Source organism: Advenella faeciporci (genome assembly GCF_014652395.1).
Classification (GTDB): domain Bacteria; phylum Pseudomonadota; class Gammaproteobacteria; order Burkholderiales; family Burkholderiaceae_B; genus Advenella; species Advenella faeciporci.
In genome coordinates this window covers 14182-35126 of sequence record NZ_BMYS01000024.1, presented here as the reverse complement: position 1 = coordinate 35126, position 20945 = coordinate 14182, and the positions used below count along the sequence as shown (strand labels likewise).

Genomic DNA, 20945 nt, shown 5'->3' with positions numbered 1-20945 from the left:
TATAATCACAAGCGTATCAAGCTCAAATTAAATGGCCTGAGTCCAGTACAATACCGGACTCAGGTTTTAGCTGCCTAGTTTTTAACCGTCCAACATTTGGGGGTCACTTCACTCCCGCGTGGGAATGAAAACGTCTACATAAACCTTTATTACCCCACCAGTTGCAAGAGGAAGTATGAGTCAGAAATATTCCATTTTCAGTCTGGTCCGCAACGGGCTAAGTTATCACCGGAACTGGGAACGCGCCTGGCGCAGTCCCGAACCAAAAAAAGAATACGATGTTGTGATTGTGGGTGGGGGCGGTCATGGCCTGGCAACCGCATACTATTTGGCTAAAGAGCATGGCATACGCAATGTGGCGGTACTTGAAAAAGGCTGGCTGGGCGGTGGCAATACGGCCCGTAATACCACTATCGTGCGTTCCAATTATTTATGGGATGAAGCCGCGCTGCTGTATGAAAAGTCCATGTCGCTGTGGGAAGGTTTGTCCCAGGACCTGAACTATAACGTTATGTTCAGCCAGCGTGGGGTGCTTAATCTGGCCCATACCCTGCAGGAAGTGCGTGACACGCAGCGTCGGGTCAATGCCAACCAGCTTAACCATATCGATACCCAATTTCTTACCCCCCATCAGGTACAAGAGTTGGTGCCTATTATCAACCTTAACAGTCGCTATCCGGTACTGGGTGCGTCTTTCCAGCCGCGTGGCGGGGTGGCCCGGCATGATGCCGTTGCCTGGGGGTTCGCCCGCGCGGCCGACCATCGCGGGGTGGATATCATCCAGAACTGCGGGGTAACCGGCATTCGCCGTGAAAATGGTGCGGTAACCGGTGTGGATACGGTCAAGGGGTTCATCAAGGCCAAAAAAGTGGCCGTGGTGGTGGCGGGCAATTCCAGCGTGCTGGCCGACATGGCCGGCATTCGCCTGCCCATCGAAAGCCATCCCTTGCAGGCCCTGGTGTCCGAATCCATCAAGCCCATTATCAATACGGTCATCATGTCCAATGCCGTGCATGCCTATATCAGCCAGTCCGACAAGGGCGACCTGGTGATTGGTGCCGGTATAGACCAATACACCGGTTACGGGCAGCGCGGCAGTTTTCACACCATAGAAGGCACGCTGCAGGCGATTGTTGAAATGTTCCCGGTACTTAGCCGCGTGCGCATGAACCGGCAGTGGGGTGGCATTGTGGATGTCACGCCCGACGCCTGTCCGATCATTTCTAAAACCGCCGTCAAGGGGCTTTATTTCAACTGTGGCTGGGGAACCGGCGGTTTCAAGGCTACGCCAGGCTCGGGCTGGGTGTTTGCCCATACCGTTGCCAACGACACGCCCCATCCTTTGAACGCGGCATTTTCGATTGACCGCTTTTATACTGGCCACTTGATTGATGAGCACGGGGCTGCCGGTGTTGCCCACTAGTTCAAACCTGAAGGAAAAAGATATGCTGTTGATAAAATGCCCGTGGTGTGGAGAAAGGGCCGAATCCGAATTTGCAGCCGGTGGAGAGGCAGGTATTGTCCGGCCGGCCAACCCTGAGTCGTTAAGTGATGAAGCGTGGGGTGACTATCTTTTCATGCGCCAAAACAAACGTGGCCTGCAGCACGAGCAGTGGCAGCATGTGCACGGTTGCCGACGCTGGTTTACCGTGCATAGGGATACAGTCAGCTATGCTTTCAGGGAAGAGGTCAGTCCGGTTCAGCAAGGAGACACCGCATGAGTCAGTCGTTCAGACTTAAGGAAGGTGGCCGGATAGACCGACGCCGTAAAATCCGCTTTCAGTTTAATGGAAAAAGCTATTACGGTTACGAGGGAGACACCCTGGCTTCTGCCCTGTTGGCCAATGGCGTGCATTTTGTGGCACGCAGCTGGAAATACCATCGGCCGCGCGGTATTATGACGGCCGGGGTTGAAGAGCCCAATGCGATTGTCCAGCTTGAAACCGGTGCCTATACCGTACCCAATGCCAAGGCAACCGAGATCCTGCTGTATGACGAGCTGCAAGCCAGCAGCGTGAACGTCAGCCCAAGTCTGGCACAGGACAAAATGGCGGTTGTGCAAAAATTTTCGCGTTTTCTGCCAGCGGGTTTTTACTATAAAACCTTCATGTGGCCAAAAAAATACTGGCCCCGTTTCGAAGAGAAAATCCGTGATGCCGCAGGTCTTGGCGTGGCACCCAAGGCCCGCGATGCCGATCGCTATGACAAACAGTTCATGCATGCCGATATCCTGGTGGTGGGGGCCGGCCCTGCAGGGCTGGCCGCTGCCCTGGCTGCCGGCAAGGGCGGTGCACGGGTCATCCTGCTGGATGAGCAGGCGCAGGCGGGGGGCACTTTATTGTCTGGCGATGACACTCTTGATGGCGTAAAGGCGGTGCAATGGGTGGCTGGCATGATGCAGGCGCTGGCTGAATTACCGAATGTGAAGGTTTTCTTGCGCACCACCGCTTTTGGCTATCAGGATCATAATCTGCTGACTGCCTGCCAGCGTTTAACCGACCATTTACCCTTGGCCGAACGCAAGGGAACGCGAGAACGGATCCTTAAAATCCGCGCCCGCCAGGTGATTCTGGCTACAGGGGCCCACGAACGGCCCCTGGTATTTGCCAATAATGATTTGCCTGGCATCATGCTGTCAGGTGCGATTGCCAGCTATGTCAACCGTTATGCGATTTTGCCAGGTAAATCGGCCCTGATCTTCACTAACAACGACGAAGGATACCGGGCGGCCATTGCCCTGAAACAGCATGGGGCCAATGTCACGGTGATTGATGCGCGGCCCGTTTCAGGTGGTACCTTGCCGCAACGGGCCCATGGCCTGGGAGTTTCGATTCTTTTTGAATCGGTGGTCCTGGAGGCGTTTAGCGAACAGTTTGATCATCACATTGAAAAAGTCAGTGTGGCTGCTTACCGTAAAGGTCATCTGGGTGAGGTTGTTGCCACCTTGTGCTGCGATCTGCTGGGGGTATCAGGCGGCTGGAACCCGGTTGTGCATTTGTTTGCCCAGTCTGGCGGAAAAGCCGTCTGGTCAGAGGAAAAGGCCTGTTTCGTGCCAGGTGTTTCGGTGCAGGAACAAGCCAGCGTGGGGGCTGCCAAGGGTGACTTTTTGCTGGCCGAGGCGTTGACCGGTGGCCAGCAGGCGGCCAATGCAGCACTTGGCAAGTTGGGTTTGCCAGCGGTGCCACCCATGGACTGGGAGCTGGATGAATACCGGGAAAATGCCATTTTGCCCTTATGGCTGATTGGTGACCGGGCGCAAATGGGCCAGGGTGAAAAGCAGTTTGTTGATTTCCAGAATGATGTGTCCGCTGCTGATATTTATCTGGCGGCGCGCGAAGGTTATCAGTCGGTAGAGCACGTCAAGCGCTATACGGCCTTGGGGTTTGGTACCGACCAGGGCAAGCTGGGCAATATCAATGGCATGGCCATTCTGGCCGAAGCGCTGCAGCAAAGCATCCCGCAAACCGGCACCACCACTTATCGGCCCAATTACACACCGGTCACGTTTGGTGCCTTGGCCGGGCGTGAGCTGGGCGATTTTTTTGAACCGGTCCGGACCACTTGCATTCATGGCTGGCATGAGGCACATGGAGCGGTATTCGAGGACGTGGGTAACTGGAAGCGGCCTCTGTACTACGCGCCTGGCAATGAAGACATGCAGGCCGCAGTCAGGCGTGAGTGCCTGGCCGTTCGCAATGGCGTTGGCATTCTGGATGCTTCCACCCTGGGCAAGATTGATGTCCAGGGCCCGGATGCCGCCGAATTCCTTAACCGTATGTATACCAACGCCTGGAACAAGCTGGGCATAGGCAAATGCCGTTATGGGCTGATGCTTGATGAAAACGGCATGGTTTTTGATGATGGCGTGAATATCCGCCTGGGTGAGAATCACTATTTGCTAAGTACCACTACTGGTGGTGCGGCCAGGGTGATGCAATGGATGGAAAAATGGCTGCAAACTGAATGGCCCGAGCTGAAGGTGCATCTGGCTTCGCTAACTGACCATTACTCCACCTTTGCCGTGGCCGGACCCAATGCCCGCCAGGTGCTGCAGGCCGTATGTCACGATATTGATTTTTCCGCCGGGCAATTTCCTTTCATGAGTTTTCGGGAAGGCAACATCCTGCAGGTTCCGGTTCGTATCATGCGGATCAGTTTTTCGGGTGAGCTTTGTTATGAAGTGAATGTGCCTTCCAATTATGGGCAGGCGGTTTGGGATGCCCTGATCCAGGCCGGGCAGGCATTCAATATCACGCCCTATGGCACTGAAGCGATGCATGTGTTGCGGGCTGAAAAGGGTTTTATTATTGTGGGCCAGGATACCGACGGTTCCATGACCCCTGCCGATCTGGGCATGGACGGCCTGGTGGCCAAAACCAAGGACTTCATTGGCAAACGCTCATTAAGCCGGAGCCACACCGCCGGCAGCGGACGCAAACAGTTTGTGGGGCTGAAGGCAGAAGATCCGCAACAGGTTTTGCCCGAAGGCGCGCAAGTATTGCTGGAAGAAACCGAACAGCGCCCGGCTCCCATGCTGGGGCATGTGACCTCCAGTTATTACAGTCCGGTCCTGGACCGCTCAATCGCCCTGGGGGTTGTTCGGGATGGCTTCAGCCTGATGGGGTCAACCGTTGTTGTGTGGTCGGCGCAAACCGGTTTTATAAAGGCACAGGTTTGCAGTCCGGTCTTTTTTGATGAAGAAGGGAGCCGTCAGCATGCAGCTTGATGTGAATATGCAATCACCATTGGTTAATGTGCAGGGTATGCTGGAAGAAGCTGCCGGCAAGGCACCTGATAAGTTTCTTTTAAGGGAATTGCCGTTTCGTGAATTACTGAATGTCCGGGCTGACCTTGCAGATGCCAATGTTGCCCGGGTTTTGGATAATTCATTTAATCTTGAATTTCCTGTTCAACCCAATACGGTTGCTGAAAATGATAAGCATGTGATCTGGTGGCTGGGGCCAGATGAATGGCTGGCGCAGTCTGTCAAGCCGGTTGCCATGCCAGCTTTGCTTAATGAGACCCCGGTGAGTGAAATGCAAGCGTTACTGGCCGGTTCGTTTGCCAGGGTGCTGGACGTAAGTAGTGGCTATACCCTGCTGCATTTAAGTGGCAACGGGGCGGCTGATGTGCTGAACAAAGGTTGCCCGCTGGATTTTGATGCCAGTGTGTTTGGTCAGGGGCAGTGTGCCCAGTCACATTTTTTCAAGGCGGATATTGCCGTCAGGCCGGTGCCCAATGGCTGGCATGTGCTGGTACGCAGAAGTTTTGCCGAATATACGGTAAAAATGCTGCTGGATGCGGCGTATGATTATTATCTGTTGGCGTAAGGCGGGGTCTTGATAACCACCTTGTCGCTTTGAGGAGGCAGCTCCTGGTTCAAGCAACCACCTTGTCACTTTGAGGAGGCACCTTCTGGTTCAAGCAACCACCCCGTCGCTTCGCGCCACCCCTCCACGGGAGGGGAATTTTCCGGTTTCTTTGACGAAGTTCGTCTTGCATTCCCCTCCCCGGGAGGGGATTTTCTAAACTTTTTTGATCACGGCAAAGAATTCAAACAATTCCCCTCCCGTGGAGGGGTGTCAGGCAAAGCCTGACGGGGTGGTTGCTTGAACCAGGAGGTGCCTCTTCGCACCCCGAGTGTGGTTGCCTTGAGCCCTGAAGTGTTTCCTCGCAACCTACCCCAGTTTTTCCTTAAGGATTTCATTCACCTGGGTTGGGTTGGCCTTGCCTTTGCCCGCTTTCATCACCTTGCCCACCAAAGAGTTAAAAGCCTTTTGCTTGCCAGCCCGGTACTCTTCAATGGTTTCAGGGTTGGCGGCCAGCACTTCGTCAATCATGGCGGCAATGGCTCCACTGTCGCTGATTTGTTTCAGGCCTTTTGCCTCGATAATGGCATCGGCATCGCGATTGTGTTCACCGGCCCACATATCGGCAAAAACATCACGCGCGATTTTGTTGGAAATGGTGTTGTCAATAATGCGAAGCAGCATTTTGGCCAGTTGTTCGGGGCTGACGGGACTGTCTGCAATGTCCAGTTCGTCCCGGTTAAGGGCACCCGACAATTCACTCATGATCCAGTTGGAAGCCAGTTTGGCATGGCCTTCGGGCAGTGCCTTGATGGTGTCTTCAAAGTAGTCCGAGATGGCGCGTGAAACGGTTAACTGGGCAGCGTCATAGGCGGGCAGGCCCAGTTCGTTGCAGTAGCGTTCGCGACGGGCAGCGGGCAGTTCGGGCATGCTGGCCTGCACGCGGTCTTTCCATTCCTGTGAAATAACCAGCGGTGGCAGGTCGGGATCGGGGAAGTAACGATAGTCGTGGGCATCTTCCTTGGTGCGCATGCTGCGGGTTTCATCGTTCACGTCGTCATACAGGCGGGTTTCCTGAATAACGGTGCCGCCGTCCTCGATCAGTTCAATCTGGCGGCGGGCCTCAAACAGGATGGCGCGCTCAAGGAAGCGGAAAGAGTTGACGTTCTTGATTTCGGCACGGGTGCCGAATTCTTTTTGGCCAACCGGACGCACGGAAACGTTGGCGTCGATGCGAAACGAACCCTCTTGCAGGTTGCCGTCGCAAATGCCCAGCCAGACCACCAGGCCATGCAGGGTTTTGGCATAGGCAACCGCTTCGGCGGCCGAACGCAGCTCGGGCTCGGTCACGATTTCAAGCAAGGGGGTACCGGTACGGTTAAGGTCAATCCCGGTAGACAGTTCACCCAGCGGGCCGATGAAGTCGTCGTGCAGGGATTTGCCTGCATCTTCTTCAAGGTGGGCACGGGTCAGGTTAAGGGTTTTTTCCTCTTTTCCCACAAAGTAGGAAATTTTTCCGCCTACCACTACGGGCAGTTCGTACTGGCTGATTTGATAGTTTTTGGGCAGGTCGGGGTAGAAGTAGTTTTTACGGGCAAATACCGAGCGCGGTGCGACTTCGGCACCAATGGCCAGGCCAAAGCGGATGGCCTTTTCTACTGCAGCCTTGTTCATGACCGGCAGGCTGCCGGGCAGGGCCATGTCAACGACGTTGGCTTGTGTGTTGGGGGCGGCACCAAAAGCGGTGCTGCTGCCTGAAAAGATTTTGGATTTTGTGGAAAGCTGTACATGCGTTTCCAGACCAATGACAATTTCCCAATTCATTATTTGATTTCCGGTTTACGTGTATGCCAGTCAGTGTGTTGCTGGAAGCGATCTGCAATGGCAAGGATTTTGCCTTCATTGAAGTAGTTGCCGATAATTTGCAGCCCTATGGGGCGGTTGCCATGGGCACCGCCAAATCCGCAAGGAATGGACATGGCCGGCAAGCCAGCCATGCTGACACCAAGGGTAAAGATGTCGGCCAGCCAGTCGGCGGTCAGGTCGTCGCGGTTGTCACCAATGTTTTTGGCCACGTTGGGGCTGACAGGACCCATGATGACATCACATTGCGTGGCAAAGGCGGCCTGGAAGTCGTTGGCAATCAGGCGGCGGATTCGTTGTGCCTGCAGGTAGTAGGCATCGTAGTAGCCTTGTGATAAAACATAAGTGCCGACCATGATGCGACGCTGCACCTCGGGGCCAAAGGCCTGTGACCGTGAGCGGCTGGTCATGTCTTCAAGACCCTTGTATTCTTTGGCGCGGTAACCGTAGCGTACGCCATCGTAACGGGACAGGTTGCTGGAGGCTTCGGCCGGGGCAAGCACGTAGTAAGCAGGGATGGACAGCTCGGTGCGTGGCAGGGAAATTTCAACCCGTTCGGCACCCAGGGCTTCGTATTGCTGAAGGGCGGCCTCAATGGCGCTGGCGACATCGGCTGACAGGCCCGGACCAAAAAATTCCTTGGGTACGCCAATGCGCAAACCTTTCAGGGGTTGGCTGCCTTGCCCGTTCTGGCTGGCCAGGGTGTCAAGGTATGCCTGTTTGACCCGTCCCTGGCGGTTGGGGGTTCCATCGCAGGTTTCAATGCAGGTGGCATCGCGTTCGTCGAAAGCGCTGATGACATCAAGCAGTTCTACCAGGTCCCGGGCGCTGCCGGCAATGGGGCCGGCCTGATCAAGGCTGGAGCCGTAAGCGATCATGCCAAAGCGGGATACCGTGCCATAAGTGGGTTTGATACCGCTCACACCGCACATGGCCGATGGCTGGCGAACCGAACCGCCGGTATCGGTGCCGGTGCTTGCCAGTACAATACCGGCCGCCACCGCAGCGGCAGAACCGCCCGATGAGCCGCCCGGAACCGCGCTGGTATCCCAGGGGTTAAGGCAAGGGCCAAATGCCGAGTTTTCGTTGCCTGAACCCATGGCGAACTCATCGCAATTGAGCTTGCCAATGTTGACAGTGCCCGCATTTTTCAGGTGCTCGACAACAGTGGCGTCAAAGGGGCTGATGTAGCTCTCAAGCATTTTGCTGCCCGCTGTGGTGCGCCACTGGCGGGTTACAAAAACGTCTTTGTGGGCAATTGGAATGCCGGTCAGTAAATGCTGTTTTCCCTCGGCAATGCGCTGGTCGGCTTCTTTGGCTTGTGCAAGGGTGGCTTCGGGGTTGATATCCAGAAAAATATTAAGGTGTTTGGTGGCATTGGCACGGTCAAGTGCCGCCTGCGCCAGTTCGGTTGCGCTAACCTGTTTGCTGTCCAGTGCCTTGCGCATTTGGGCAATACTGGAAAAAGTGGGATGGGAGGTTGTATTGCTCATGGTTACTCGATAACTTTAGGGACCAGGAATAAGCCGTTTTCAGTGGCTGGGGCGTTGGCCAGCAGGGCGTCGCGTCCGGATTCGGAGCTGGTTTCGGTAATGACGTCTTCACGCAGTCTGAGCGTTATGTCTTCATGCGCGGATAACGGATGGGCAAGTGGCTCGACACCGGTAGTATCCACGGATTGCAGCTTCTCGATAAGTCCCAGAATGTTATTCAGTTCGTTCAGGGTCTGCTCTTTTTTTTCAGGAGTCAGTTCCAGTCGTGCCAGGCGCGAAATACGCGTTACATCTTCTAGGGAGAGTGACATATAATTCTTGCGATATAAAAATAAAAAGAAAAAAGGGATATACAAAAAATAAAGTAAAAAACTGTGGAATTCAGTAAATAAAACAGCACCAGGTTACAAAGAAAACAATGTGTTGGCGCACTAAATCCGTTAGTTGGCAGCAATTTTCAGTTATCATTATAAGTTATCTTAATCGTTATGTGCGCTGGGCTTGTCGCTGCGCTTTTATCTCCCCTAAAAATTTTTACCTGCGCGAAAAATGTTCGGATTTTTAAGAAGTTATCTGTCAACAGATATGGCTATTGACCTGGGTACCGCCAATACCCTGATTTACGTACGTGGAAAAGGCATTGTGCTGGATGAACCTTCGGTGGTTGCGATTCGCCACGAAGGCGGTCCCAATGGACGTAAAATCATTCAGGCCGTCGGTCATGCCGCCAAGCAAATGCTGGGCCGTGTGCCCGGTAATATTGAAGCCATTCGCCCCATGAAAGACGGCGTGATTGCCGACTTCACCGTTACCGAGCAAATGATCAAGCAGTTTATCCGCATTATTCACCCCCGCAGCATGTTTGCGCCCAGCCCGCGCATTATCGTGTGTGTGCCTTGCGGATCCACCCAGGTAGAGCGTCGCGCCATTCGCGAGGCGGCCATGGGTGCCGGCGCAAGCCAGGTTTACCTTATCGAAGAACCCATGGCGGCCGCCCTGGGTGCCGGCCTTAATGTGTCCGATGCCAGCGGTTCCATGATTGTGGATATTGGCGGTGGCACAACCGAAGTGGCCATCATTTCGCTGGGTGGCATGGTTTACAAGGGTTCCGTTCGTGTGGGTGGAGATAAATTCGATGAAGCCATCATCAATTACATTCGTCGCAACCATGGCATGCTCATTGGTGAACCCACTGCCGAACTGATCAAAAAAGAAATCGGATCGGCCTTTCCGGGCACTGAAGTCCGTGAGATGGAGGTCAAAGGCAGGAATTTGTCCGAAGGTGTGCCGCGCAGCTTTACCGTTTCATCCAACGAGATTCTCGAGTCCCTGTCCGACACTTTGAACCAGATTGTATCTGCGGTTAAAATCGCCCTTGAGCAAACCCCCCCTGAACTGGGTGCCGACATTACCGAAAAGGGCATCGCATTAACAGGCGGTGGCGCCTTGCTGAAAGACCTTGACAGGTTGCTGCAAGAGGAAACCGGCTTGCCGGTAGTGGTGGCCGATGATCCCCTTACCTGCGTGGTCAAAGGGTGCGGAGAAGCGCTTGAGCACCTGGAAAAACTGGGTCCCATCTTTATTAATGACTGAATCCCCTAGCGACTGAATTTTTCATCGGGCCATGCCTGTCCGGAATGGCCCGCTCCATATTGTTGTTCTTCTTCCCACGGTTGTTTTATGCAGCAGAACAGATCGATCCGCTTATTCAAACATGGGCCGGCTGCTGAGGTAAGACTGTTTTTCCTGGTCTTGTTATGTTTTGGGTTGATGATTACCGATTCCGGCTGGCGGGTACTTGATCCCATTCGGCAGGCTACCGCAGTTGTCCTGTATCCATTTCAGAAAGCGGCCTTGTGGCCACGTGATGCCGTTGCCAAATTCAATGATTGGTCCAACATTGTGGCGATTGCCAAACAGGAAAGCGAAGCAGTCCAGCGTCAGCGCATAGAGCTGGCACAAATTTCGGCCCATGCGGCACAGATGGCAGCTGAAAATATTCAGTTGCGCCGGTTGCTGGGTATTAAAAATACCGCCCAGACACCGTCGGTGGCCGTAGAGATCCTGTACACGGCCCCTAACCCCCTGAATCAGACCATGGTGCTTACCAAAGGCAGTAGCCATGGTATAGAACCAGGTATGCCGGTTATTGGTGAAGGCGGGGTGGTGGGTCAAATTCGCAGGGTAACCGCCATGACATCGGAAGCGGCCCTGATTACCGATGAAAAAGTTTCCATTCCGGCCATGGTTTTGCGCAATGGCTTGCGGGTTATTGTGTTTGGTTCCGGGCAGGGCGGCAAGCTCGAGGTCAGGTATTTGTCCATGGATGCCGATATCAGGGTGGGCGATAGCCTGACAACCAGTGGGATTGGCGGTATTTATCCGGCGGGGCTGTCTATTGGTACCGTGACCTCTATCGAAGCCAATTCGGCGGAAGGGTTTGTCCGTGCCATTGCCGAGCCTTCGGCGCACCCCGAACGCTACCGTCATTTTCTGGTGTTGCTGGTGCCGACCGATGAGGTTCCGGGAAAGGACGAACTTGATATTTTGGCCAAGGCGCCAATCACTGAAAAATATGGCAAGAATTGATTCATGGCGAATAAAAACCTGAAATCGCTGCAACCGCTGCAATCCACCCAGTACTCCTATATGGTCAATCCTGTGTATGGCTGGGGAACGATTATATTTGTCTGGATGGCATCCATGCTCCCCTGGCGCAGCTGGGAAGGCTCTCCTGATTTGCTGATTCTTATTCTGGCATTCTGGTGTGCGCATGAAGTAAAGGGGGTGGGCCTGCTGGCTGCCTTTTGCTTTGGCTTCTTCATGGATGTCCATGACATGAATATCCTGGGTGAACATGCCCTGACTTATGTTTTGGTCATCTATGGAACCTTGACCATTCGCAAACGTATGATGCGGTTTGGGGTCATCAGCCAGCTCATTCACATGTTTCCGGTTTTTTTCCTTGCGCCCATCCCCAGTCGACTGATGCAGGCGTGGTTTGCCGGCGTCTGGCCTGGCTGGGTCTGGGTCTGGTCTGGCGTGATTACCGGGGTGTTGTGGCTGGCTGCCGACCTTATCCTGAAACTGCCGTTGCGTCCGGTGGAAGACGATGATGCAACGATCTAGTTTCAGGTCAGGAAAGGTCTATGTTTGAGTTCAGGAAGCAGGCATTGGTACAGAGAAGGCAGCTGATCACCCGGGTGGTGGTGGCAGTGCTGTTTGTACTATTGTGTTTCGGTATTCTGGTTAACCGTTTGTGGGTCTTGCAGGTTGAGCGCTACCAGGGCCTGTCGGAACGGGCTGAAAGAAACCGAATTACCCTGGTGCCCATCACGCCTCGCCGGGGTGATATCGTTGACCGCAACGGGGTCGTTCTGGCGCGCAGTCATCGCGACTATACCCTTGAAATGGTGCGCGGGCAGGTTGGGGATATTCCGAAAATGCTCGAACAGCTTGAGCAGATCATTCATTTGTCCCCGCTTGAGCTAAGGCGCTTCAAACGTCGGTTGGGCAGCTCAAACCGCTTTGCCTCGGTTCTGCTTAAAAGCAACCTGACCGACGACGAGGCGGCAACCTTTGCCGCGCACTCCTACAAGTTCAAGGGGGTCAGCCTGAAGGCGCGCTGGGTACGGGAGTACCCCGAGGGCGAGTCGGCAGCCCACGTCATTGGCTATGTGGGCCGGATTTCCGAACGGGACCAGGAGCAGCTTGAGGAAAAAGGGCTTGAAGGCAATTACCGGGGTACCGAGGTTATCGGCAAGAAAGGTATTGAAGCCAGTTACGAAGAACGGCTGCACGGAAAAACCGGTTGGGAGGAAGTGGAAATTGCCGCTTCCGGCAAGCCGGTCAGGGTGTTGAAAAGAACCGACCCCATTCCCGGTGACAACCTGCGCCTGTCGCTGGACATGGGTTTGCAAAAACTGGTTGAGGGTATTTATAACGATCCCAAGAATCCACAGCGTGGTGCCCTGGTGGCGATTGATCCGCGTAACGGACAGGTGCTGGCCTATGTGTCGGCACCTTCTTATGATCCCAATTTGTTTGTTGATGGTATTGACGTTGAAAACTGGCGCCGTCTGTCTGACTCTCCGGATCATCCTTTGATTGACCGCCCCATTTACGGTACCTTCCCCATTGGTTCCACCTACAAGCCTTTTGTTGCCCTGGCCGCCTTGAAGCTGGGTGTGCGCGACCCTAATGCCAAAATTCCCGATCCCGGTTATTTCGAGTATGGCGGCCAGCGCTTTCGCAATGCCGGAGGGGCGGCCTACGGGCCAACCAATATGCACAAAGCCATTGTGGTGTCATCGGATACGTATTTTTTTAGCCTGGGTCCCCTGATTGGGGTTGATGCCTTGCATGATTTTGCCCAGCAATTTGGTTTTGGCAAGAAAACCGGCATTGACTTAATGCATGAGAAAAAAGGGATTCTACCTTCCCGGGAATGGAAGAAAAACTCATTCAGGAGTCCGGCCCAGCAAAAATGGATTCCGGGCGATACCATTTCGGTTTCGGTTGGACAGGGTTATAACTCGCTGACAATTACCCAGCTTGCACAGGCTACGGCAACATTGGCGGCCAATGGGGTGTATACCAAACCGCATCTGGTTAACTGGATAGAAAACCCGGTCCTGAAAAAAGTCGAACAAACCGTCTCGGAGCCCGAGTACAAGGTGGATGTGGCGCAGGAACATATCGATCTGGTCAAGTCGGCATTGGCCGAGGTGAACGCCAAAGGCACGGCCAGAAGGATTTTTGCCGGTACCAATTATGATTCTGCCGGTAAAACCGGTACGGCCCAGGTGTTTAGCCTGAAGGGTACCAAATACAAGGCGGAAGCGCTTAACAAACGTTTGCATGACCATGCCCTGTATATGGGGTTTGCGCCGGTTGAAAACCCCCAGATTGCCGTTGCCCTGATTGTTGAAAATGGTGGCTGGGGATCCAGTGTGGCAGCGCCGATTGCCCGCAAGGTTTTTGATTACTGGCTGGCGCCCGAACGGGCCAATATTCCCGAATACATCCCCAGTTTTGAAGATATGGAACAACAGGAAGAGATTTCCCCCGATCTGGTTCTGCCGGAAGACATTCCCGCCAACCCGGATGACAAGGCCCCGGGACATACACCTGAAATCCTGGCGCCCGTCGAGACCAACAGGAATGGCAGGGAAGGCACGCAAAATGATGAGGCAGGTGCACGATGAACCGGATAATGAATTGGATCCTGGGTTCGCTGCGCTGCATAGACTGGCCGTTGTTGCTGATCCTGGCTTTGTTGTCCGGCCTGGGCATGACGGTCATGCATTCGGCAGTGGGGGACACTGACTGGCGCTTTGCCGATCAGGGGCGCAACTTCCTGGTGGCTTTTGCCGTTATGTGGGTGGTGGCCATGATACCCATTTCCAGAATGATGAAAATGGCCATTCCATTCTATCTGTCGGGGATAGTGCTTTTGCTGGGCGTGGAATTTTTTGGTATTACCAACAAGGGCGCGACCCGGTGGCTGGATGTGGGCATTACAGTCGTTCAGCCTTCAGAAATGATGAAGCTGGTGGTTCCCATGATGCTGGCCTGGTATTTTGACAAGCACAGGGCCAAGTTGCGCATTATTGATTTTTTGGCGGCAGGCGTGTTGCTGCTGGTGCCATTTACCCTTATCGTCAAGCAGCCCGACTTGGGAACTGCCTTGCTGGTGTTTGCCACCGGGTTTTTTGTTATTTATTTTGCCGGGCTGTCTTTCAAGTTGTTGGCACCGCTGTTTGTCCTGGGGGTGACCGCACTGGTTCTGATTCTGTACTATGAACAAATGCTTTGTGCGCCAGGGTTTGACTGGGTCGTGCTGCATGAGTACCAGAAACATCGGGTGTGTACCTTGCTGGACCCCAGTACCGATCCGCTAGGCAAGGGTTTTCATACCATTCAGGGGATGATCGCGATTGGTTCTGGCGGTATTTACGGCAAGGGTTACATGCAGGGTACGCAAACCCATCTGGACTTCATTCCGGAACGCACAACCGACTTCATCTTTGCCGTGTTTGCCGAAGAGTTCGGCCTGTATGGCGGAATACTGCTCCTGATCCTGTATTCCCTGCTGTTGCTGCGTGGTTTTTTCATTACCCTTAAGGCAAGAACCCAATTTGGCCGTTTGTTGGCCGGTGCCCTGACCATGATGTTCTTTGTTTATGTTTTTGTGAATATGGGCATGGTCATGGGTATTTTGCCGATTGTCGGGGTGCCCCTGCCGTTCATGAGTTATGGCGGAACGGCCCTGGTGACCTTGGGTTTTGCCTGCGGGCTGTTAATGAGTATTTCAAATTACGAGCCCAGTAAATCCCCGGTACCTGAAAACTGATGCACGCCTTGCAGCAGTTTCAGGATAGGGGCAGGAAGGGCCGTGGTTTCAAGTTGCTCCAGGGGCAGCCATTGGTGCCTGTCGGGGTTGCCATTTTCTTCCCTTAACGGAAGATGGCTGCATTTAAGCCAGTACGGTTGTATATGTAACCTGAAATGGGTGAATACATGTTCGAAAGCCGCCAGTTTAATAGCGGTTTGCTGTGCCTGTTGCCAGTCGTTTTGCAGGCTTTGCAGCGCTTGCTCATCATGAAATTCGGGCAATGACCACAGGCCACCCCAGATGCCCTGTTCGGGTCGTTGCTGAATAAGGACGCGGTCCTGGTGCTGCAAGACCAGCATGTTCACCGAGCGTACCGGAACGGCTTTTCTTGTTTTGGGGGTTGGCAGTTCTGCCTGCCTGTTTTCGCGATAGGCATAACAGGATGCCTGCAACGGGCAGGCATCGCATTTGGGTTTGCTGCGGGAGCACACCGTGGCGCCCAGGTCCATTTGACCTTGGGTGTAAGCGGGCATATCCAGGTTTTTGTCTGCCCGCTCAATGTTTTCCCGGGCTTGCTCCCACAGCCGGTTTTCAATTTCCCGTTTGTTGGTTTGACCTTCAATTCCGTAGTAACGGGTAAAAATCCTTTTGACATTGCCATCCATGATGGGCGTTTTTGCACCAAAGCAAAAAGCGGCAATTGCATGGGCGGTGGATTTGCCAATGCCGGGCAGGCTCATGATGTCTTGTGCCTGCCGGGGAAACTCGCCCTGCCATTGGGTCACGACGGCTTGGGCGCATTTATGCAAATTCCGGGCGCGGGCATAGTAGCCCAGGCCTGCCCATAGCGCCAGTACCTCATCCCGGGAGGCCGCAGCCAGGCTGTGGATCGTGGGGAAAGCGGCCAGAAAACGCTCATAGTACGGAATGACCGTGGCTACCTGGGTTTGTTGCAGCATGATTTCAGATAACCATACTTTATAGGCGTCTTGCGTGTTCTGCCATGGCAGATGGTGTCTGCCATGGTTTTTCTGCCAGGCAACGATAAGATCGGCAAATTGCATGTGTTTAGAAATGTGAGTGACGGGTAACCGACCAGCGGGCCGCAGTGGCGGCAATCAGCATGACCAGTGCAATGGTAAGCGCCAGCCATGAAGCGGAGGGCAGGGTAACACTGAACGGGATGCCATAGCTGTTGGAAAGCAGGGTAATGGCCTGATTTAAAAAGCCCAGGGTAATGGTGGTGAGCACGACAGCCAGCAAACCCGCAGTCAGGCCCGTGATGGCACCAAAATACAGGAAGGGACGCCGCACAAAGGATTCGGTGGCTCCGACCAGGCGGGCAACCGCAATTTCATCACGCTGGACCAGTGCCTGCATGCGGACGGTATTGAAAATGGTGGTAATGACGATAAGGGCCACCCCGGCGGCCAGCAGCCCCAGCACAATCCGTATGAAAGAAAGAATGGCTTCCAGTTTTTGTACCCAGGCACTGTCAAATTGCAGTACGTCAACGTCGGGCAGCTTGCTCCATACCTCTGCCAGCTCTTCGGCCTTTTCGGTGGGGCTGGCCTCATCGGAAAGGGTGATGATAATGGAATGGGGCAAGGGGTTTTGTGGCAGAACCTTAAGTGCGTCTGACCAGGATTCAGACGCCTTCAGTGATTGCAGGGCATCGGCCTTGTCGACCACTTCCAGTGTCAGGATTGACTGGCTGTGTTCGTTTTTCAGCTGGCTGGCTACGGCACGGGTCTGTTCAATCGTGGTTGCTTCTTTCATGAACAGGGAAATGGCTGGATTGACGGATATATTGCGGGCAATGGGTTGCATGGAAACCAGCATGGCACTTGCCAGCAGGGGCAAGGTCAATACCAGGGCAATCACTATTATATTGGTCAGTGATGAAAAGGGGGTGCCCAGCAGGCGGCGTGCGGCAATGTGAATAGCGTAAAGGTGATGTCTAAGCCAGGTGTTCATTCAGTGTTTTCCCAGGTCTTTGAAACGGCCGGGCTCCAGTAGCAGGGTCCGGTTGGCATGGCGTTGCAGCAATGGCATGTCGTGGGAGGCGATCAGGGTGGTCACGCCAACCCGGTTGAAATCCCGGAATACCTCAAGAATGCGGCTGGCATTGTCCTGGTCCAGGTTGGCGGTAGGCTCATCGGCAATCAGGATGGCGGGGCGGTTAACGATGGCGCGTGCAATCGCCAGGCGTTGCTGTTCTCCGCCTGATAGCGCAATCGGATTGAGCTTTTCTTTGCCCGACAGGCCGACTTTGGCAATCGCGGCGCGTGCCCTTGACGCTGCTTTTTTATAATCCAGGTTCATCACGGCCAGGGGCAACATGACATTTTCGAAGGCATTGCGGTCATACAGCAGGTGCGTGTCCTGCAAAATGATGCCAACCGCCCGGCGCAGATAAGGGCGTTCCCTGGCCGGCATGCTGTCAAGGCTTTGTCCGTTAACCATAATGGATCCGCGGGTTGGCGGCTCAAGCCCTCCTATCAATTTGAGCAGGGTGGATTTGCCCGCACCCGACGGGCCGGACACAAAAACAAATTCACCGCGTGAAATGTTGAAGTTGATATCAGCCAGAATATTGGCACTCTGGCCATAGGACTTGAAGACGTGCTTGAATTCAATCATGTTGGTTCAGGTTAGGGGGCGGGCACATAAATGCACATAATACCCACATTTTATACCAACGGCGGCATTCTTTACGGTTGGCCTCTTCGCCAAAGGGCAATACCGGCCTGCGGTAAGGTCGCCGGCCGGTATTCTGCCTTAGCGGCTATAAGGTTATAAGACCATAAGACTATACAAACAGGCAAGGTTTGGGTTACAAATGTTCTTTGTTTTGTACAGTAAATGCTTATGGCTTCCAAAAAAACAAATAAAACCCATCTTTCCTGGAATGATCCGGCATTCCGCGCTATCGTTTACCAGATTGCGGTGTTGGGTATCGTGGCCTATGTGGCCTGGTATCTTGTCTCCAATACCATGCATAATCTTTCTATTCGCAATATTACAACGGGGTTTGATTTCCTTGATCGTGAAGCGGGGTTTGCCATTGGTGAGTCATCCATCGCCTACACACCGGCCGATACCTATAAGCGCGCCATATTGGTGGGGATCGTCAATACCCTGCAGGTTTCCGCCCTGGGGATTATCCTTTCAACTCTGCTGGGTAGCATTATCGGCGTGGCCAGGCTGTCAACGAACTGGCTGGTTGCCCGGATGGCAACGGTTTATATTGAAGCCATCCGTAATGTTCCTTTGCTGATTCAGCTGTTTTTCTGGTATGCCTTAATTACCGAAAACCTGCCCGGTCCTCGGCAGGCCCTTAATCCGGTTGGCGGAGTTTTCCTTTCCAACCGGGGGCTTAAGTTTCCCGCGCTCCAGGGGGATTCCTTAAGCTGGATACTATATGGCCTGCTGTTGGCCGTGCTCTGTACGTTTGCCGTTTATCACGGGTCGCGCAAGCGGCAGGAAAAAACCGGGAAAACGTTTCCGGTTTTTCGCGCAGGCCTGTTCATGTTGCTGGTTTTTCCTTTCATTGCCTATTTTCTGGGTGGCGCTTCGCTGGCGCTTGATTATCCCGTGCTCCGAGGGTTCAATTTTACCGGTGGCCTGTCCATTTCCCCTGAACTGTCAGCCTTGCTGGCTGGCCTGGTTATTTATACATCCGCGTTTGTAGCGGAAATTGTCCGCTCGGGTATCCAGAGTATCGGCAAAGGGCAATGGGAGGCTGCCAGCTCTATCGGGCTGGGCAAAACCCGGGTATTGCGGCTGGTTATTTTGCCGCAGGCCTTGCGCGTCATGATTCCTCCCATGACCAGTACTTACCTTAACCTGACCAAAAACAGTTCGCTGGCGGTTGCTATTGGCTATCCCGATATTGTTTCCGTGGTTAACACCACCCTGAACCAGACCGGACAGGCCATTGAAGGCGTGTTGATTATCATGGCTGCCTATCTCACGGTCAGTCTATCCATTTCGGTATTCATGAACTGGTATAACCGGCATATTGCCCTGGTGGAGCGTTAAGATGAGTCAGCACACATTGTCCGGTCCCGTCCAGCCAGGCGGGCGTCTTCCGCCAAAAAATGAAAGTGGTGTTTTTGGCTGGGTGCGCAAGAATCTCTTTTCCTCTCCCCTCAGTATCCTGATCACGGCACTGGTTCTCTGGTTTTTGTTAATGACGGCGCCTTTGCTTGTAGAGTGGGTGTGGCTTAAGGCAAATTTCACGGCCGGCAGTGGCACAGAATGCCGGGGCACCGAAGGCGCCTGTTGGGCTTTTATCCGGGAAAAATACCGGCTTATCCTGTTTGGCACCTATCCTTATGCCGAACAGTGGCGTCCCTTGCTCGCCGTGATTATTCTGGTGGCGGTTATCGTTTGCAGCGCCATCCGTGCTTTCTGGAATAAGTGGCTGTTGTTGATATGGCTGGCAGGCCTGGGGGCGGTGGCTATCCTGATGTGGGGTGGGGTACTGGGTTTGAGTCCCATTGAGAACAGCCGTTGGGGTGGGTTGCCGCTTACGCTTATCCTGGCCACTTTTGGCATTGGCCTGGCTTTCCCGTTAGGCGTTCTGCTTGCCCTGGGAAGACGTTCCAATATGCCCGCCATCAAGGCCTTATGCGTGGTTTATATTGAAATCATCCGGGGGGTGCCGCTCATCAGCCTGCTGTTCATGTCTTCAGTCATGTTGCCCCTGTTTTTGCCCGAAGGTGTCACCTTCGACAAACTGCTGCGTGCGCAAATTGCCATTATCATGTTTACCGCTGCCTATATCGCAGAAACCGTGCGCGGTGGCCTGCAGGCCATCCCCAAGGGGCAAATCGAAGGCGCCGAGTCGCTGGGCCTGACTTACTGGCAGCAAATGTACAAAATTGTCTTGCCCCAGGCCCTGAAAATCGTGATTCCACCCATGGTAAGTATTTTCATTGCCCTGTTCAAGGATACCTCGCTGGTGGTGGTGATTGGTATTTATGACCTGACACTATCAGCCAAGGCCGCCCTGGCCGACCCGCTCTGGCGTGGTTTCAGCGTCGAGGCCTATCTGTTTATTTCACTTATTTATTTTGTTTTCTGTTTTGCCATGTCCCGCTATGCCAAAAATCTTGAGGCTCGCCTGGATACGGGATACAAGCGTTAAAAGGAGCCAGCTGTGTCAGAAATGATTATCCGTATGGAAAATGTGAACAAGTGGTACGGAAAATTCCATGTGCTCAGGGATATCAACCTGTCGGTGGCAGCCGGCGAACGCATTGTTATTTGCGGGCCGTCGGGCTCGGGCAAATCCACGCTGATCCGTTGCATCAATCGCCTGGAAGAGCACCAGGAGGGGCGTATTGTTGTGGATGGTGTCGAGTTAAGCAATAACCTGAAAAATATCGAGCAGGTACGCCGCAATGTGGGTATGGTGTTTCAGCACTTTAATCTGTTTCCTCACTTGACTGTGCTTGAGAACCTGACGCTAGGACCCATTTGGGTCTTGAAAATGCCCAAATTCCAGGCCGAGGCGGTGGCCATGAAATATCTTGAGCGGGTCCGGATTCCCGAACAGGCACACAAATATCCCGGGCAATTGTCGGGCGGGCAGCAGCAGCGGGTGGCCATTGCCCGTTCATTGTGCATGAGTCCCAAGGTCATGCTGTTTGATGAACCCACCTCGGCGCTGGATCCTGAAATGGTCAAGGAAGTGCTGGATGTCATGATTGCCCTGGCCGAAGAGTCGGGCATGACCATGCTGTGCGTGACCCATGAAATGGGCTTTGCCAAAAAAGTGGCCGACCGGGTTGTTTTTATGGATGAGGGGCAAATTGTGGAAGAAAATACTCCGGATACGTTTTTTGATCATCCGGTTCACGAGCGGACCAAACTGTTTTTAAGCCAGATTTTGCACTAACGGTTTGCCTGCCTCAAAACGTCTTTTCAGGCAGG

At 53.8% G+C, this 20945-nt stretch carries 19 protein-coding genes; 13 read left to right on the top strand and 6 right to left on the bottom strand.

What is annotated here, in order from left to right; all coding sequences use genetic code 11:
* The 5 genes from IE074_RS13380 to IE074_RS13360 all read left to right on the top strand — a co-directional run.
* Window positions 1-78, top strand: a 78-nt coding sequence (locus IE074_RS13380) for an IS3 family transposase (RefSeq protein ID WP_189385954.1), incomplete at its 5' end; no start/stop codon positions are given.
* A gap of 97 nt (window positions 79-175) precedes the next feature.
* A complete protein-coding gene (locus tag IE074_RS13375) occupies window positions 176-1423 on the top strand; it encodes a sarcosine oxidase subunit beta family protein (RefSeq protein WP_189385951.1) in 1248 nt (415 codons plus the stop codon).
* A gap of 22 nt (window positions 1424-1445) precedes the next feature.
* Window positions 1446-1721 (top strand): sarcosine oxidase subunit delta, encoded by a 276-nt coding sequence (locus IE074_RS13370; RefSeq protein ID WP_189385950.1) that lies wholly within the window; start codon window positions 1446-1448, stop codon window positions 1719-1721.
* The gene (locus IE074_RS13365; protein ID WP_189385949.1) at window positions 1718-4726 is read left to right on the top strand and encodes a sarcosine oxidase subunit alpha family protein; all 3009 of its coding nucleotides are present in this window, start codon (window positions 1718-1720) and stop codon (window positions 4724-4726) included. The genes IE074_RS13370 and IE074_RS13365 overlap by 4 nt, the downstream gene beginning before the upstream one ends.
* Complete coding sequence (locus IE074_RS13360) at window positions 4695-5330, top strand: sarcosine oxidase subunit gamma (RefSeq protein ID WP_189385948.1); 636 nt, start codon at window positions 4695-4697, stop codon at window positions 5328-5330. The genes IE074_RS13365 and IE074_RS13360 overlap by 32 nt, the downstream gene beginning before the upstream one ends.
* 348 nt (window positions 5331-5678) lie before the next feature.
* Here the strand turns inward: IE074_RS13360 and gatB are convergent, their stop codons facing one another.
* The 3 genes from gatB to gatC are packed head-to-tail and all read right to left on the bottom strand — an operon-like array spanning window position 5679 to window position 8976.
* Entirely contained in the window at window positions 5679-7133 is a 1455-nt protein-coding gene (gatB, locus tag IE074_RS13355) for an Asp-tRNA(Asn)/Glu-tRNA(Gln) amidotransferase subunit GatB (RefSeq protein ID WP_189385947.1), read from the bottom strand.
* Entirely contained in the window at window positions 7133-8665 is a 1533-nt protein-coding gene (gene gatA / locus IE074_RS13350; RefSeq protein ID WP_189385946.1) for an Asp-tRNA(Asn)/Glu-tRNA(Gln) amidotransferase subunit GatA, read from the bottom strand. The genes gatB and gatA overlap by 1 nt, the downstream gene beginning before the upstream one ends.
* Window positions 8666-8667: 2 nt before the next feature.
* On the bottom strand, window positions 8668-8976 hold the full coding sequence (gatC, locus tag IE074_RS13345; RefSeq protein WP_189385945.1) for an Asp-tRNA(Asn)/Glu-tRNA(Gln) amidotransferase subunit GatC: 309 nt from the start codon (window positions 8974-8976) through the stop codon (window positions 8668-8670).
* Between the two features lie 238 nt (window positions 8977-9214).
* Between gatC and IE074_RS13340 the strand changes: the two genes are divergently transcribed.
* The 5 genes from IE074_RS13340 to rodA all read left to right on the top strand — a co-directional run bounded on the left by IE074_RS13340 (window position 9215) and on the right by rodA (window position 15020).
* On the top strand, window positions 9215-10258 hold the full coding sequence (locus IE074_RS13340) for a rod shape-determining protein (protein ID WP_169293543.1): 1044 nt from the start codon (window positions 9215-9217) through the stop codon (window positions 10256-10258).
* 87 nt (window positions 10259-10345) lie between these two features.
* Window positions 10346-11254, top strand: a complete 909-nt coding sequence (mreC, locus tag IE074_RS13335; protein WP_189385944.1) for a rod shape-determining protein MreC — start codon at window positions 10346-10348, stop codon at window positions 11252-11254.
* 3 nt (window positions 11255-11257) lie between these two features.
* Window positions 11258-11794: a rod shape-determining protein MreD gene (gene mreD, locus IE074_RS13330; RefSeq protein WP_189385943.1), complete on the top strand. Its 537-nt coding sequence runs from the start codon at window positions 11258-11260 to the stop codon at window positions 11792-11794.
* 20 nt (window positions 11795-11814) lie between these two features.
* A complete protein-coding gene (gene mrdA, locus IE074_RS13325; RefSeq protein WP_189385942.1) occupies window positions 11815-13872 on the top strand; it encodes a penicillin-binding protein 2 in 2058 nt (685 codons plus the stop codon).
* Entirely contained in the window at window positions 13869-15020 is a 1152-nt protein-coding gene (gene rodA, locus IE074_RS13320; RefSeq protein ID WP_189385941.1) for a rod shape-determining protein RodA, read from the top strand. The genes mrdA and rodA overlap by 4 nt, the downstream gene beginning before the upstream one ends.
* On the opposite strand, the gene mutY is transcribed toward rodA, so the two are convergent.
* The 3 genes from mutY to IE074_RS13305 are packed head-to-tail and all read right to left on the bottom strand — an operon-like array spanning window position 14984 to window position 17645.
* Entirely contained in the window at window positions 14984-16066 is a 1083-nt protein-coding gene (gene mutY / locus IE074_RS13315; RefSeq protein WP_189385940.1) for an A/G-specific adenine glycosylase, read from the bottom strand. The genes rodA and mutY overlap by 37 nt on opposite strands.
* Before the next feature lie 4 nt (window positions 16067-16070).
* Entirely contained in the window at window positions 16071-16979 is a 909-nt protein-coding gene (locus tag IE074_RS13310) for a cell division protein FtsX (protein WP_189385939.1), read from the bottom strand.
* Window positions 16980-17645, bottom strand: coding sequence for a cell division ATP-binding protein FtsE (locus IE074_RS13305; RefSeq protein WP_189385938.1), 666 nt, complete (start codon window positions 17643-17645; stop codon window positions 16980-16982).
* A gap of 228 nt (window positions 17646-17873) precedes the next feature.
* Here IE074_RS13305 and IE074_RS13300 point away from each other — a divergent pair, with 228 nt between their 5' ends.
* Genes IE074_RS13300 through IE074_RS13290 form a run of 3 tightly spaced genes read left to right on the top strand, consistent with a single transcriptional unit; the run spans window position 17874 to window position 20910 of the window.
* Window positions 17874-19046, top strand: coding sequence for an amino acid ABC transporter permease (locus IE074_RS13300; RefSeq protein ID WP_229794028.1), 1173 nt, complete (start codon window positions 17874-17876; stop codon window positions 19044-19046).
* 1 nt (window position 19047) lies between these two features.
* Entirely contained in the window at window positions 19048-20157 is a 1110-nt protein-coding gene (locus IE074_RS13295) for an amino acid ABC transporter permease (protein WP_189385936.1), read from the top strand.
* 12 nt (window positions 20158-20169) lie between these two features.
* On the top strand, window positions 20170-20910 hold the full coding sequence (locus IE074_RS13290) for an amino acid ABC transporter ATP-binding protein (RefSeq protein ID WP_308429774.1): 741 nt from the start codon (window positions 20170-20172) through the stop codon (window positions 20908-20910).
* Window positions 20911-20945 lie beyond the last annotated feature (35 nt).